This is a genomic window from Pantoea sp. CTOTU50773 (genome assembly GCF_032082325.1).
In the GTDB taxonomy this organism is placed as follows: Bacteria; Pseudomonadota; Gammaproteobacteria; order Enterobacterales; family Enterobacteriaceae; genus Pantoea; species Pantoea communis.
In genome coordinates this window covers 25964-40058 of sequence record NZ_DAMDQC010000025.1, presented here as the reverse complement: position 1 = coordinate 40058, position 14095 = coordinate 25964, and the positions used below count along the sequence as shown (strand labels likewise).

Genomic DNA, 14095 nt, shown 5'->3' with positions numbered 1-14095 from the left:
GTATGACATGGTGATCGCGCCTTCCAGCAGGATCAGTAACTGTCGAGCCAAATCCTCCGGATGCTCAACGTTCAGCTGTTCGGTAAGCTCCAGAGCGTAATCCAGCAACTTCTGTTTATGCATCTTGGCTATCTGGCGCACAGGGTCTTCAGGATCGCCAACCTCACCCGCCGTGTTGATAAACGCGCAACCCCGGAATCCGTCGGACTCGAACCAGCTCTTCAGAACAGTGAACATGTTCAGGATACGCTCCTGAGGAGTCTTGCCTTTGTCAGACTCTGTTCTGAACCATTGCATCCACCGTTCGTCGCGCTCTGTTAACGCGGCGGATGCCACGTCTTCCTTGTTCGCGAAATGACGGTAAATACTCTTTCTGGCGACACCAGAGGTCTTGACCAAAAGGTCCATGCCCATAGCGTGGATACCGTTCTGGTAGATGAGCTCTTCGGCGGTTTTCAGGATTTTATCCCGTGTATCAGTTGTTTTTTTGATCATGGGTTAAAAGTAGAATTATCGTTCTACCACGTCAACGCTTTTTATCAAAGAGCCTGTAAAAAAGTCATTCGATTCTTGCGATAGCTGGAAGGACCCGAAGGAAAGGACGTTGATCGGAAGGCTTTGCAGACACCAGTCAGTATGAATGAGGGGGGAGGGAAAAGTCTTTATAGTGAATAGTTATTTCATCCCCTCACCGACAAGAAGGTCAGTTCCCCTCCACTTTTGTAATTAAGTTAATCATCACCAACCTTAATTTTGACTAAGGTGTACAACTTGAATCTCCGTGTACAAATATGTTGGTTAATTCGTGTTTGGTTATTTATTCTGGGATCTAAATTGATCATTAATATATATAGGAAAAGTTCTGGATAAGCGAAGCGGCAAATGACGAACGATTGATCAAGAAATGATCGATTTTTTATTGTTAGCGATGGGAATAACCCTCCTAACGTAGCGAATTTCGCATTTAAGCGAAGCGCTAATGCACGTCAGGAGAGTGTTGTGATAAAGGCTAGCGAACGTAACCCAATGTTGAATTATTGATAGTGTTATTTCCGGCGGCTGATCTTTCCTCCCTTCCGGCCAGCTTCAACGGCGCGGTTCGGATCGTTTTTAAAATTGCCGCCACTTACCTGACCGCCTTTGCGGCCTGCTTCAGCTGCACGCTCCTTGTCCTCGGCGAAGTTCCCTGTGCCCCCACGACGTTGCGTCTTTTTCTCTTCCTCTTCAGGATGCTTGTTAGGGTCCGTCATGCGTTCTCCTCATTATATTTGTACCAACATAAAGCAAAAATAAATGTAGCGTTGTTTTTACCATAATCAAGTCAGGATTAATCTTAAGTTTTATTATTTTGCGGACTGTTTGTTTAAGGATAAGTCGATTTTTGTTTATAAGCGGATGAAACTCACTTGAATGATGATTGTTAGCGCACTTTAGATGTTGAGTAAAGAGTGTTGTGAGGGTAAATATAAGCGAAGCGGCAAAGTGGTGATATTAATCCTCCCTCTCAGTTCTGCGTTGATTGGCTTGCGCAGAAGGGCTTACTTGCTACGTTTAATTAAGATGATTGTTAGTTCGTTAATTAACGCTTCGCTTATTTCCAGATAATTCCATTAGCGACGGCGTTGAGGCGGTTAGCTTGCTAAGCAACTGCATACCATCCCCAAAGGTAGTTCATTAAAAGCACATCAACCAGGAGTGAATGAATGACGAGGGAATCTGTTTATCTGGATTGGCTACGTGATGCACATGCGATGGAGAAGCACGGTGAAACGTTATTAAAACAAGCGATGGAGCGTCTCGACAGTGATTCTTCCATCGGGAGTCACATCGCGCATTATCTTGCGCAATCACGCGCACAGCAGTTGCAGGTGAAAGAGGTTCTGAAATGCCATGACGATAGTTGGTCGGCATTGAAAGAGGCATTAGGCCGCCTGTCTGTGGTGGGGCAGGCAGCAAGCGATATGCTGCGTGTTGAGCAGGACGCACGGATGGCCGTCAGCGTCTATGTCTTTTGTAGTTATAAAGTTGCGACTTACACCACGTTAATTGCCGCCGCCAGACAGGCTGATGACAGTGAAGGCGCGGACATTTTTCAGCGGATCTTGCAACAGGAAGCGCAAATGGCGGCCAAACTGCTTGCGGACTTGCCTGAAGCAGCGAATCAATCGATAGACTCGCTGGCTGAAAGTGAAGCATCAAGCGCGGTGTAGTGTTTTCTGCGGGCAGCTTGCTGGCTGCCCGCAGAGAAAATAGCCAACATTATTAATGATTGCTCGTTAACGGCAATTGCATAAACTGCAGTAAAAAGCCGCTACGTTTATCTAAACGGAGGATTAAGCGCTACAAACTCAGTTTAATAAGTAAAGCGCACTGATCACTCAGGTGACTATTATTGCCAACAATTTAATATAACTGATCAAATTGTTTAATTGCGCAATTCCAAAGGAAGTGAATTGTTTTGCACGAGTAAGTTATATTTAAGTAAAAGCATTAAGGTTAGTGAGCATGCTGACGATAACAGCAGGGACGCTGCCGATGAGAACGCGGAGCGTCTCCATTTCTTTGTTTTAATAACACCTGGATTTCATGACTCACTAATAAAAATCATTGAGGTTTCTAAATGGACATAGTTCAAGGATTTTCACGTAATATTAAATTACGCAGCAAACTCATTATTTCTTCGCTCATCAATATCGGTATGCTGCTTTTGGTCGCGGTACTGGGTTTAAATTCGCTGTTTATGGCACAAACCGGCGTCAACGGCATGATGAAAGATGATTACCCAACCATTGCGTTGGGCAATCAGTTAATCAATGAGATTAACACTACCATTCAGCGACAGGCTTTGCTGCTCAGCCCAATCAATGCGGAGCGCCGCAGCGCCATCATGAATGAGCTTCAGGGGGCAACCGGGCAAATTACGGAGATTTATCGTCAACTCCATGCACTATCAACAGATGACGATTCCATTGCTTATCTCAAAATTTTGGATGATAAACGCAAAGCTTATTTAGAAGGCCGTAATGAATTTTTGCAACTCACTAGTCAGGATCCTAATAAAGCGCTGGATTATTATCTGACAGCATTGGCGAGTAAACAAAAGGATTATACGGTTGAAGTGCAGCGTTTTATTGCACTGCAAGAGCAGCAGATGAATGGTTCCTACACACACTTTATGGATTCCTATCACACCACTAAAATTTCAATGGTGGTGATATTTATTGCGGCGGTTATTCTCTCTGCGTTGATTGGCTGGATTATTATCCAATCCATTACTGTGCCATTAAAAAACGTTATTGCGTTTCTTGGCCGTGTTGCTGATGGCGATCTCAGTACGAGCTTCTATGAAAAACGTAAAGACGAAATGGGCCAGTTAATAAACGCCATTCAGCAGATGCAGGATAAAATGTCGACCATTGTCAGTCATATTCGTATCAGCGCAGAGCAAATCTCAGGAGGTGCCAGCGAAATTATGTCGGGTACACATGATTTGGCCGCGCGTACTGAAGAACAAGCCAGTTCGGTTGAACAAACAGCAGCATCGGTTGAAGAATTCACCGCCACCATTAGCAACACGCGCAATAACACCCACTTTGCTGCCGATCTGTCTGAAAAGGCGGAAAGCGCCGTGGGGCAGAACGCCACCATGATGAACAACGTGTCGACCAAAATGGCTGAGATCCATGATTCAGCCGGTCGCATGGCAGACATTATCAATCTGATTGATTCGATTGCTTTCCAGACCAATATCCTGGCGCTCAATGCGGCTGTTGAGGCGGCACGAGCAGGGGAGCACGGTCGCGGTTTTGCGGTAGTCGCGCAGGAAGTGCGCGCGCTGGCGCAAAAAACCGCCACCTCATCGCATGAGATTCGCCATCTGATTGAGGAGTCTTCCACGCGCATCGTTGATGGCCGTGACATGGTAGCGGATGCCAACAAACTGATGTCGGAAATGATGAACAACGTGGTGAACATGAAGGAGGTGCTGTCACAGATTAATCAGGCCAGCACCGAACAGGCCGATGGGATCAGTCAGATCAACACTGCTATCAGCCAAATTGACATCACGACGCAACAAAATGCCTCGCTGGTGGAGCAATCCCTGGCTGCTTCCGCCATGCTCAGCGAGCAAGCGGCAAACATGGTGAACAGCGTCAGCGTGTTTACCCTGCGTCAGAGCGCATAACCAGATGACAGGCGGCGTCAAGGCCGCCATTACTCTAAATTCTTGCTATTTAACACGGGCACCTGATCAAGCAACCATTGAAGCAATAGCTTGATGTTGGGCGCTTCCGGCCGGGTTTTCGGCCACACCAGATAATAACCGTCCCCTGTCGCCACCGGCTGGTTAAATGGCAGCACCAGTAAGCCGTTGTTGATCGCCTCCTGGCTGAGCAGCAAGTCACCAATTGAAACGCCGTGTCCACTGATCGCCGCCATCGTGCCCTGTTCCAGCGTATCGAACAGTTTGCCTTGCCACAGATTGATAGCCGGTGCATCAGCTGCCCCCTGTGACCACCTCAGCCAGTCGCGGCGATCGTGTGAGGGGTGAATCAATTCACAACTTGCCAGTTGCTTTTGTGCCTGTCGTTCCAGTGCGGGGGCGCAAATCGGAATTAACCACTCCTGAAACAGCAAATGGCACTCAGTGTCTGCACCAAAATGACCGTCGCCCAACAAGATGGCGCAGTCAAAAGGTTCACGGGCAAAATCGACGTTGTCGGTGTCCATCCAAACGCTGGTAATCTGCACTTCAGGTGTTGAGTTTTGCTCGCGATAGAGTTGAAGTGCATCCAGCAGCCACCGCATGGTCAGTGTCGATGGGGCCTTGAGACGGAGTTGATGACCATGCTGCGTGAAGGCGGCGCAAGCTTGCTCTAAAGAGGCAAATCCGGCCTGTAATTGTGCCGCTAATACGCTACCGGCAGCGCTGATTTCGACCCTGGGGCCTTTACGGATAAACAGTTGGCAATTGAACCACGCTTCAAGGGTGCGGATGTGGCGGCTAATCGCCCCAGGGGTGACGTTGAGTGCCGCAGCGGCCTGGCTAAAAGACCCTAATTGCGCCGCACTGGCAAAGGCGCGCAACGCATAAAGTGGAGGAAGCGTCATAAGGTAAACTCAATATTGAGTAAAACTCACATTCAACGGCATTTTAAAGCGTTTTTCAATGTGGAAACGAAAAGCCATACTGGCGACCTTCTAATACGTTTCAGGTCGTTACCATGAACCTCTCACTGCTGCTGGCGTATATGCTGGCGATTTTATTGCTGTTGATGACTCCAGGCCCGGTGGTGGCGCTGATCACGGGCACGGCCGCGCGACACGGTTATCGCCGCGCTTTTGCCACAGCGGTGGGCACTAACGCGGCATCACTGGTGTTGATTGCGCTGGCTGCACTGATGTTGACGGGATTGGTCTCTCTCGATCCCTTGAGTTTGCAAGTCGCCGGGTTGCTGGGTTCCCTGTTTATTGGCGTGATTGCATGGCGAGGCTTACGTGCTGCGACAAGTGCAACCGCCCACCGGCCTGCAGCACAGGGGGGATTGCTGAAAGGCTTTGTGGTGGGCATCTCTAATCCAAAAGATATTCTGTTTTTTGCCGCGCTGTTTCCACAGTTTATCGCCATCACGCCCGATCTGAGCAGCAGCCTGATCACCCTGGCGCTGGTGTGGATGGCCTTCGATTTTGCGGTGCTGGCGTTTTATATCATCACCGTAAAGCGCTGGCTGCCGGGAGCACATCAGCAGCGCCTGGAGCGGATATCAATGCTGATGTTGTTGCTGATCGCGCTGGCGGGAGCGTTCTACAACCTGAGGCAATTGTTGTTATAGCGTGGTATTGAAGATTTCACCCAAAACGCCGATAACGCATAGCGAATGGCTGCATGGAGCAGCAGACTAAAGGGAAAGTAATGAAAAAAGCATTGATAGCGTTAGCGGTTTTAACTCTGGCAGGGTGCGCCAGACCTTATGGATCAGCCGATACCATCATCAATCAGCAAATGGTGACACCGGATGCCAGCAAGAAGCAGACACCGGTGACTGTTACCCGCCTCAAGCAGTTTATTGGTAGTGCCAGCGGTGGAACCTGCAAATTCGTGGTGAACGTGGATGGTCAGGATGTCGCGATGTTGCGTCAAAACCAGTTTGTCACTGCTTATCTGGAAAATGGTCTGCACAAGTTGCGCGTCAGTAATGACTGTTCAGTGATGAGTCTGGGGATGCGCAAGTCGCTGGATATTGTGGCTGACGGCACGCCACAGGAGTACGCCACAGAAGTAGGCTTCTGGGGACAGTACCGCATGTGGCGCACTAAATAAGTTACAGGTCGATCACCCGATTGCGTGATTTAATGCGTGAGCAGCACAGCGCGATAAACTGTTCAGCGGCTGGCGCTGGTTTTTTTGTTTCCACCATCAGGCAATCCTCTTCAAATACCCGCAGATTGAAAGCGTGCACATCTTCTACCTGGACCCGCAGTTCGACGTTGCGGGTATTCATGGTGATGTTCCTGCCATTGGCTCACGAGGGCGATTGAAAGACTTCATTTCTATCAGGACATTGTGAATAATTAGCTCTGTATAAATCCATCCGACAGAATTCAATCAAGTGTTGCAAAAAACAGTACAGGTGATGCATGAGTCCGTTTTCCCGCTTTTCCGTTTACTTTGCAGAAGTGGCTCGCAGCGGCAGCTTACGTAAAGCCGCCGAGAAACTGCACGTCTCCGCGTCCGCCATTAACCGGCAGATCCTGCAGGCGGAAGAGAGCTTTGGTACGCCGCTGTTTGAGCGTTTGCCGGATGGGTTGCGGATGACCACCGCCGGTGAGTTGTTGTACGACGATGTGATGCGCTGGCAGCGCGAGTTTCGCGTTACGTGCCAGCGTTTCGACGATATACAGGGCTTGAAGCGCGGCAACGTCAGCGCGGGTCTGGTGCAATCACTGACTAAGGGACCGGTGGCTGATGCGATTGCGGATATTGCACGTGAACATCAGTGGCTGCGGCTGGAACTTACCGTCGACAACAGCCACGCCATCAGCCAATTGATTCGACAGTCTGCGATTGATTTTGGCTTAATCCTGGATCCGGCGGGTCAGATTGGACTGGATGTGTTGGCGTTTGCTGAACTGGATATGGGTATAGTCATGGCGCCCGATCATCCATTGAGCCAGTGCGATGCGCTATCGCTCAGTCAATTGAGCCAGGAGCGGCATATCATTCCTGGTGATTCGCTGGTGGTCCATGAACGGGTCGATGCGCTATACCGCAAGCAGGGCATGGCGCCGGATAACATTATTGCCTGTAACGATATTCGCCTGATACGCAGTTTGGTTGCTCAGGGCACTGGCGTATGCGTGCTGAGTTTGCTGGATGTGATGACTGAAGTGCAGGAGCAGCAACTGTGCTTTGTGCCGCTGAAAAACAGCGTGATGCGTCCGCTGACGTTGGCACTTTGTACTGCGCCATCCCGACAGTTATCGCGGGCGGCGCAGAGGGTGATTCAGCGCATCACACAGGTTATCGATGAGATGGCGCGTTAAGCGTCCGATGCCTGTTTCGGAAATTTATTGCGCAGTTTCTGCAGTTTTGCCGGGATATTCATCATACAGAAGGCGTTTTCTTGTCCTTCTTTCTCCCAGAAGTTTTGATGATAGTCTTCGGCTGCGTACCACTCGGCTAACGGTTCCAGCTTTGTCACCAGCGGCTTGCTGAGTTCGGCAGCGGCACGCGCTATCCCTTGTTCAGCGGCAATGCGTTGTGCATCGCTGGTCGGAAACAGTGCGGAGCGATAACGTGAACGCACCACGCCGTCTTTGATGTTTTCCTGCGTGGCATCATGTGTCGCGAAGTGGATGTCGAGCAAATCGTCGTAACTGACGAGAGCGGGATCGAACTCGATTTTCACCGCCTCGGCGTGACCGGTGGTGTCGCTGTAAACTTGATCGTAAGTGGGTGACGAGACATGGCCGCCGATATAACCACTTTCCACGCTCAATACACCATGGATGGATTGGAAAATCGCTTCAGTACACCAAAAGCAGCCGCCGGCAAAAATGGCTTGTTCACGCATCAGTCTAAGTTCCGGATAAAAAAAGTGACGTTACCTTACACGGCGGTGAAAAGTAACGCCACTGCATTGGCGCATCCTGAATGCCTGTCAGCGCTAAGCCGCACTCAGCCTTCTATTGCTGCGTAATCGCCTGTGCCTTCAGGCCATGGCGTAAGCAAATCGAAGCCGGTCTCGGTCACAGCAAGAGTGTGTTCCCACTGCGCCGACAGCGAGCGATCTTTTGTCACCACCGTCCAGCCATCAGATAAAACACTGGTGCCTGCTTTGCCGGCATTGATCATTGGCTCGATGGTAAAGATCATGCCTGCCTGCAGCTCAATCCCTGTGCCCGGCGTACCGTAGTGCAGAATCTGAGGCTCGTCGTGATAAATCTCACCAACACCGTGACCGCAATATTCACGCACCACTGAAAATCCGGCTTTCTCCGCCACCTGTTGGATCGCGGCGCCGATATCACCCAATGTCGCACCGGGTTTGACGACTTTAATGCCCGCCACCATCGATTCGTAGGTGATATCGACCAGACGTTTAGCGCGCACCGATGGCTCACCCACGTAATACATGCGGCTGGTATCACCGTACCAGCCATCTTTGATGATGCCGACGTCGATGTTGACGATATCGCCATTCTTGAGCTTCTTCTCACCTGGAATGCCATGGCACACCACGTGATTTACCGAGGTACAGGTGGTGCGTGTATAGCCGTGATAACCAATATTCGCGGGAACAACCTTCAGTTCATTGACAATATAGTCATGGCAAATGGCGTCCAGTTCATCTGTGGTCACGCCGGGTTTGACGTAAGGGGTGATGATTTCCAGCACTTTTGCCGCGGCGTGTCCGGCAGCGCGTGCCAGTTCGATTTCTTCAGCGGAATGTAGTTTGATGGTCATTGCGCGATTCCCTGCGAGGTTAATGTAGGCTGGTCAAGCAGCTGCGCTAAATCTGCGCCGCCGTCACGTTCGACACGCATCAACAGGCGCGTCAGTTCCTGAAGGTTGAGGTCAGGATAAAGCTCAGCCAGCATGCCAATCTTCATCCAGTGTTCTGCCTGCGCATTGATGGAACGGCTTAACGCCGTGCTCGCGATACGCAGATTCTCATGCATCAGATCAGAAATTTTTACGATACCCATTATGCGATCCGTATATGAAACGTAGTCGTTTTGCATATAGATTACGCTGCGTCCGGATAAGATGGAAGGGGAAATGTTGGGAAGTTTGCCGTGACCCTGTACAGCATCTCCACCTCTTAGCCGTTTAAGCCTGCTACAGCGTGACAGGGTGGCGTGATGTGTTGAGGAAAAGATAGACTAAAGAAAAAATACCCTGCGAAGCGGCTTAATAATCGTTGCAGAGTAATATTTCTGGATTTCCCCAGAGCAGGGTGTTGAAAGTTCGGCATTTGAAAGCTCAGCTAAAATAAAATAATCCCTCGATTGAGAGATGAAGCTAATAAGCGAAACGCATCATCAAGAGAAAACCTGGACCGACTTAGCGATATGACAGGAATATATATGCCGTGATGCATCGCTTATTTGATTGTTTTCTGTGCTTGTTGAATTACGGACAACAGACTGAATTTTATGCGGTAATCATTAAATCCTATTAATGTGTGCGCTATTGATAAGATCTCTGGGCAGCCGTAATCCTTGTTATCAATTTACGCTTCGCTTGAATGGGGTGAAGGATCCCTTTACTCAGTTTTCATGTAAGCTTTTTGTAAAGATATTTCAGCATGACAAACCGTGATGGCGGGCATAATATGGTGATATTCACCGGTTAATAATGAGCAAAATAGACGCAAAATGGCGGATATTCTCCTTAATGATAATGAAGTTATTCTTTTGAGTTCAGCATTGCTATCCGTGCCAATGGAATGGGCGAGTGCAAATGAGCATAACTAACGAATTGAAGCCAGGCTGCATCACGCTCCAGGCACTTCGAAATCCGGATATCTGCCGTGACGATGTACTGAGCAAATTCACTGATTTGGTCAGTAAAACGCTGGATGTTCCCAGCAGTTTCATCTCTGTCCTTGACGATGATTTCCAATACATCAAAGCTGCGCACAACTTTAACGTCGGTGAAACGTTGCGTGCCGATTCATTGTGTCAGTACGTGGTCGAGGGGGATCAACCGCTGGTGGTGCCCGATACCCAACTGGACGCCTGTTTTTCCGTCAATCCTTTTGTTATAGGTGAACCTTTTGTTCGCTTTTATGCGGGCGTGCCACTAAAGAGCCAGGAAGGGCTGGTCTTAGGCACGCTGTGCGTGGTGGATAGCAAACCACATACCTTTAGCGCTGAAAAGCTGGCGACGATGACGTTGCTATCACAGCTGGTAATTTCCTTTCTTGAAGCCTGGCATTCTGTCGGTTTTACCGATTTGGTTACAGGATTGCCTAACCGACAGCAACTGATTAGAGACCTGCAAGCCTTGCGTAATGCGGGTGATAACACGCGGTATCGACTGGTGTTGATCGACTGCATCGATATGCCGCGAGCCTATGAGCTGGCGCGTTCGTTGGGCATGGCACCTGTCGAAGGGCTCCTCAAAGATATGGCAACGTTACTGCCGCTACGTCTGCGTCCCGGCAAAAATGAACTGCTCTATACCGTGGCAACCGGGCGGTTTGCGCTATTAACTCAACAAGAAAGTCCATTGTGCGCCGAGTGGGTTGCGCGACGCATGGAAGGCGTACGCGCCGAGATTGGCGAAGGTTTATCGGTCGATTTAGCGACACATACCGGTGAAACCCTCTTTTCGCCGTCAGAAATTTCCGCTCAGGAAGCGCTGCGTCGAGCCGTTAGTGCCTTGCATGAAGCCATTTGTCGCGGGATCCCGTGTATGAACTTCAGTGAGGAAAACGATGAGCGGCGTACGGATGACTTTACTCTCGTCAACGACCTGGCCACTGCTGTACGGCACAATCATGGCTTGTATCTGGTGTTCCAGCCGAAAATCTGTCTGAGCAGCGGTTTACCGATTGGGCTCGAAGCGCTGATCCGATGGCGCCATCCCACCCGAGGTGAACTTTCTCCTTCAGTTTTCATCCCGCTCGCGGAACAAACCACGTTGCTGCAAGAGATCACCGAATGGGTCATTGATAAAACCATTGAGCGATTGAAACGGCTCAACGGGCAAGGTATCCAGTTGCCTGTCACGGTGAACGTTAGCGTGCGCGACTTTAGCCAGGAAAGTTTTGCTGACAGGCTCGAGAATAAGATGATCAAGGCACGTCTGCCGACGAATCTGCTCGGCATTGAGTGCCTGGAAACTGAGCGCATCATCGAAAGCGCGGCGGCCATTAAGGGACTGGAAATGTTGAAACTGCGCGGTTTTGGTATTGCGCTGGATGATTTCGGCACCGGTTACAGCAATATCAGTTATCTGCGAAAAATGCCTCTGGATGTGGTCAAACTCGACCGTTCGATTGTCGGCGGACTTGCCACAGATACCGCGTCACGCATCATCACCCGCAGCATTATCGCTATGCTCAAAGAACTGGATTATGTGGTGTTAGCGGAAGGCGTGGAAAATATTGAGACGCTCGAAGCGTTAAAAGAGTTCGGTTGCGATCAGGCGCAGGGGTTCTTTCATTCCCGCCCATTACCTGAAAGCGAACTGGATAATTGGTTACGCTGGAAGTTAGGGTGATGCGTCTGTCCTGACTTCATCGGTTCCTGCCTCACCCATTGCCAGAGCACTGGCGCTGGCGGGATCAAATAGTGACAGACTCTCGATTTGTTCCACCATAATCACTTTACGAAACGCTAAAGCTGTTTTGGGTTTCGACATGAAATCAATCCGGTGCTGATGATACCAACGGCTGTAATTGTGCTCAACGGCGAGATTTAGCGTAAGTGAATCGCGATAACCGCTGAGCATCGGTATTAATACAATATTAGCCGTGCTGGCATATTCGAAGGTGGCGGCATGAATCATGCCGATGTAGATGCGTCGGGATTTTAGCGTTATCCAGGCTAACTCACCTTCTTCCATACACTGCAACAAAATCTGTTCAATACCGTTCGAACGTGACAATCGCTGATAGAGGTCGCGGCGGCTGCTGGCGGTTAATCGCGCGCTGCCAGCCCAGTTTGAGCGATACACACAAAACAGCACGGCAAAGGCGAGCATAATCACGACCGGTGCCTGAATACCCAGGAAGCTCCAGGTCATAAAATCCACATGCCAACGAGCATGCACCAGGCGGGTAAGTGCAAAAGTATTATTGATCGCGGAAGCGGCGAGTAATATCAGCCAGACAATCCCGGTGGCAAACACGCCCTGTAAGACAAAAATACAACCATAAAGGGCAATTAAAAAGTAAACATCCCAGCCAAAGGAACGCTTTATTTTTAAGCGACTCGACATGTCCCGGCTGGTGTACCAATAGCCACACACCATCAGCACCATAAATATTGCCGTTCCCATTTAGATATCCTTCAAGGTTTTGACATGATGGGCAAAATCGCGCTGAACTTTGGGACTTAACGGATTAACCGAAGCGTTGCCGTCTTCATCAATAATGATCCTGTCACCCTCCTGAATGGATTCTTTCATATCTTGCTGGCTCATCACTTGTAGCAATGACTCAGGGCTCTTGAAGAGGGCGATAACAAAGTGAAACATGTTATTTTCCAATTAATTTGGGTAGTGAGAGTATGGCACACTATCCGATGTGAATTTGGGTTAGTGACTTGAATAAGAGGCGTGTTTTCGAAATTACGGATTAATCTGTCTAAAAAGCTGAAGTAAGCGAAACCGTAGGTGAGCGGAAAAATTTACCAGTTTTAATAATGAATGGCTTAGGGGTTCAGTATTCATTTCCTGTCGTTAAAATTAGACTACAATAAGAAAGACATTAAATATGAGGTTAATTATGAAAGAACATCATACGAATGAACAACGTAATAAAGAAGGGGATGTGCATAAGGGACTTCCCGAAGTCGCCCCCAATGTCGGCAATGCGTATGAAGAGGATGACCATCCAGCAAAAGACAACCCTGAAGATCATGGAGAGATTCCGCACACGCGCGATGATAGTAAAGATCACAAGCAGGATCCTTATCAGGATAAATAGCCTCGCTGACAATTAATCGCACCCGACATTTAAAAAACATCTCTCTAATTATAGAGTGTGTTAATCAATTGAAATTTTTGATTAATTACCCTGTAATTTCGAAATAAACGAAGCATGTAGTTTATAAAGTAAGATTTTCTAGTGGTTAAAATATTTTATAAAATATCCTACGCTTGATTCACAAAATCGCGTATTTTCTACACCGTATCAATCATCACCCCACTAAACTACTTATACCCAATCAGGGTGAATGGAGGTATATATGTCAGAACGTCCAGATCCAGATGATGTTAAGCCGCTGCCTGGCGACGATTTACCCTTACCCGATGAAGAGGGTGATGAGACTGACGATCGTGATCTACCTGATGATCAAAAACCGATGATCTGATTCTCAATTCAGAGCCGCGTAAGCGGCTCTTTTGCGTAATTTGCAAGGGTATTATTGCGGTACAGCATTTCAATCATTGGATGATGCATCATCTTTGATGTATTGCCGTATCGCTTCATGCATGGCTCGGTTACGGTCAACTTCCAGTCCGCGCTCTTCATACTCTTTAGCCATGTTAATAATGACTTCATCATATTTCCCTTTGAAGGTGATGTTATTCACCGCGACCTGTTTAATCATCAGTTCACGTAACACCTCAGTTTCGATTTTTAAACGCTGAACCGTTTCTTCAAGTTCCTTTATTCTCTCTTCGGTGGACATTATCACTCCCTATTAAGTTATGTAGATTAAGCAAGCCACATTATTGAAAAGAATATGGCATTGAAAAGCCTATAACTCAAGCCTCACCATTCGCATCATATTAAGCGAGCCGTAAAGCACAGATAGGAGAGCGATAACCTAACATTTGGTTTATATTGACGGCGCAAATTAACGAGCCGCAATGATTGATGCGGATGAATAACGCGGCAGCGCTGGAACCCTC

Annotated in this window: 17 protein-coding genes and 1 pseudogene; 8 read left to right on the top strand and 10 right to left on the bottom strand. The window is 48.6% G+C overall.

Features of this window, described 5'->3' with window-relative positions:
- Both RT340_RS06365 and RT340_RS06360 read right to left on the bottom strand, forming a co-directional pair.
- A partial coding sequence (locus RT340_RS06365; RefSeq protein ID WP_313374857.1) for a TetR/AcrR family transcriptional regulator occupies window positions 1-495 on the bottom strand: 495 nt, incomplete at its 3' end.
- A 551-nt stretch (window positions 496-1046) separates the two neighbouring features.
- A complete protein-coding gene (locus RT340_RS06360) occupies window positions 1047-1250 on the bottom strand; it encodes a general stress protein (protein WP_034822638.1) in 204 nt (67 codons plus the stop codon).
- A 453-nt stretch (window positions 1251-1703) separates the two neighbouring features.
- Here RT340_RS06360 and RT340_RS06355 point away from each other — a divergent pair, with 453 nt between their 5' ends.
- Both RT340_RS06355 and RT340_RS06350 read left to right on the top strand, forming a co-directional pair.
- Window positions 1704-2210: a ferritin-like domain-containing protein gene (locus tag RT340_RS06355; protein ID WP_211729511.1), complete on the top strand. Its 507-nt coding sequence runs from the start codon at window positions 1704-1706 to the stop codon at window positions 2208-2210.
- A gap of 410 nt (window positions 2211-2620) precedes the next feature.
- Window positions 2621-4186: a methyl-accepting chemotaxis protein gene (locus RT340_RS06350; RefSeq protein WP_211729512.1), complete on the top strand. Its 1566-nt coding sequence runs from the start codon at window positions 2621-2623 to the stop codon at window positions 4184-4186.
- A 29-nt stretch (window positions 4187-4215) separates the two neighbouring features.
- Here the strand turns inward: RT340_RS06350 and RT340_RS06345 are convergent, their stop codons facing one another.
- The gene (locus RT340_RS06345) at window positions 4216-5112 is read right to left on the bottom strand and encodes a LysR substrate-binding domain-containing protein (protein ID WP_160833216.1); all 897 of its coding nucleotides are present in this window, start codon (window positions 5110-5112) and stop codon (window positions 4216-4218) included.
- Between the two features lie 113 nt (window positions 5113-5225).
- Between RT340_RS06345 and RT340_RS06340 the strand changes: the two genes are divergently transcribed.
- Both RT340_RS06340 and RT340_RS06335 read left to right on the top strand, forming a co-directional pair.
- On the top strand, window positions 5226-5834 hold the full coding sequence (locus tag RT340_RS06340) for a LysE family translocator (protein ID WP_097117748.1): 609 nt from the start codon (window positions 5226-5228) through the stop codon (window positions 5832-5834).
- An 80-nt stretch (window positions 5835-5914) separates the two neighbouring features.
- Window positions 5915-6322: a hypothetical protein gene (locus RT340_RS06335; RefSeq protein ID WP_034822646.1), complete on the top strand. Its 408-nt coding sequence runs from the start codon at window positions 5915-5917 to the stop codon at window positions 6320-6322.
- A gap of 76 nt (window positions 6323-6398) precedes the next feature.
- Here the strand turns inward: RT340_RS06335 and RT340_RS06330 are convergent.
- A pseudogene (locus RT340_RS06330) lies at window positions 6399-6494 on the bottom strand (hypothetical protein); the annotation flags it as partial.
- A gap of 145 nt (window positions 6495-6639) precedes the next feature.
- On the opposite strand from RT340_RS06330, the gene RT340_RS06325 reads away from it, so the two are divergent.
- On the top strand, window positions 6640-7545 hold the full coding sequence (locus tag RT340_RS06325; protein ID WP_211729513.1) for a LysR family transcriptional regulator: 906 nt from the start codon (window positions 6640-6642) through the stop codon (window positions 7543-7545).
- Here RT340_RS06325 and msrA read toward each other — a convergent pair.
- From msrA to RT340_RS06310, 3 genes are all read right to left on the bottom strand, one after another.
- Complete coding sequence (gene msrA, locus RT340_RS06320) at window positions 7542-8078, bottom strand: peptide-methionine (S)-S-oxide reductase MsrA (RefSeq protein WP_082082846.1); 537 nt, start codon at window positions 8076-8078, stop codon at window positions 7542-7544. The genes RT340_RS06325 and msrA overlap by 4 nt on opposite strands.
- A gap of 101 nt (window positions 8079-8179) precedes the next feature.
- Window positions 8180-8968 (bottom strand): type I methionyl aminopeptidase, encoded by a 789-nt coding sequence (map, locus tag RT340_RS06315; protein ID WP_182058365.1) that lies wholly within the window; start codon window positions 8966-8968, stop codon window positions 8180-8182.
- A complete protein-coding gene (locus tag RT340_RS06310) occupies window positions 8965-9210 on the bottom strand; it encodes a ParD-like family protein (RefSeq protein WP_034822655.1) in 246 nt (81 codons plus the stop codon). The genes map and RT340_RS06310 overlap by 4 nt, the downstream gene beginning before the upstream one ends.
- A 757-nt stretch (window positions 9211-9967) precedes the next feature.
- Here RT340_RS06310 and RT340_RS06305 point away from each other — a divergent pair.
- Complete coding sequence (locus RT340_RS06305; protein ID WP_166936069.1) at window positions 9968-11734, top strand: sensor domain-containing phosphodiesterase; 1767 nt, start codon at window positions 9968-9970, stop codon at window positions 11732-11734.
- On the opposite strand, the gene RT340_RS06300 is transcribed toward RT340_RS06305, so the two are convergent.
- Window positions 11726-12514 carry a hypothetical protein gene (locus tag RT340_RS06300; RefSeq protein WP_097117752.1) on the bottom strand — a complete coding sequence of 263 codons (789 nt, stop codon included), beginning with the start codon at window positions 12512-12514 and terminating at the stop codon, window positions 11726-11728. The genes RT340_RS06305 and RT340_RS06300 overlap by 9 nt on opposite strands.
- A complete protein-coding gene (locus RT340_RS06295; RefSeq protein WP_034822666.1) occupies window positions 12515-12712 on the bottom strand; it encodes a hypothetical protein in 198 nt (65 codons plus the stop codon).
- Window positions 12713-12962: 250 nt separating this feature from the next.
- Here RT340_RS06295 and RT340_RS06290 point away from each other — a divergent pair, with 250 nt between their 5' ends.
- Both RT340_RS06290 and RT340_RS06285 read left to right on the top strand, forming a co-directional pair.
- On the top strand, window positions 12963-13163 hold the full coding sequence (locus RT340_RS06290; protein ID WP_313374844.1) for a hypothetical protein: 201 nt from the start codon (window positions 12963-12965) through the stop codon (window positions 13161-13163).
- A gap of 262 nt (window positions 13164-13425) precedes the next feature.
- Entirely contained in the window at window positions 13426-13551 is a 126-nt protein-coding gene (locus RT340_RS06285; RefSeq protein ID WP_255253253.1) for a hypothetical protein, read from the top strand.
- Between the two features lie 69 nt (window positions 13552-13620).
- Here RT340_RS06285 and RT340_RS06280 read toward each other — a convergent pair whose 3' ends face one another.
- The gene (locus RT340_RS06280) at window positions 13621-13872 is read right to left on the bottom strand and encodes a hypothetical protein (protein ID WP_034822671.1); all 252 of its coding nucleotides are present in this window, start codon (window positions 13870-13872) and stop codon (window positions 13621-13623) included.
- Window positions 13873-14095 lie beyond the last annotated feature (223 nt).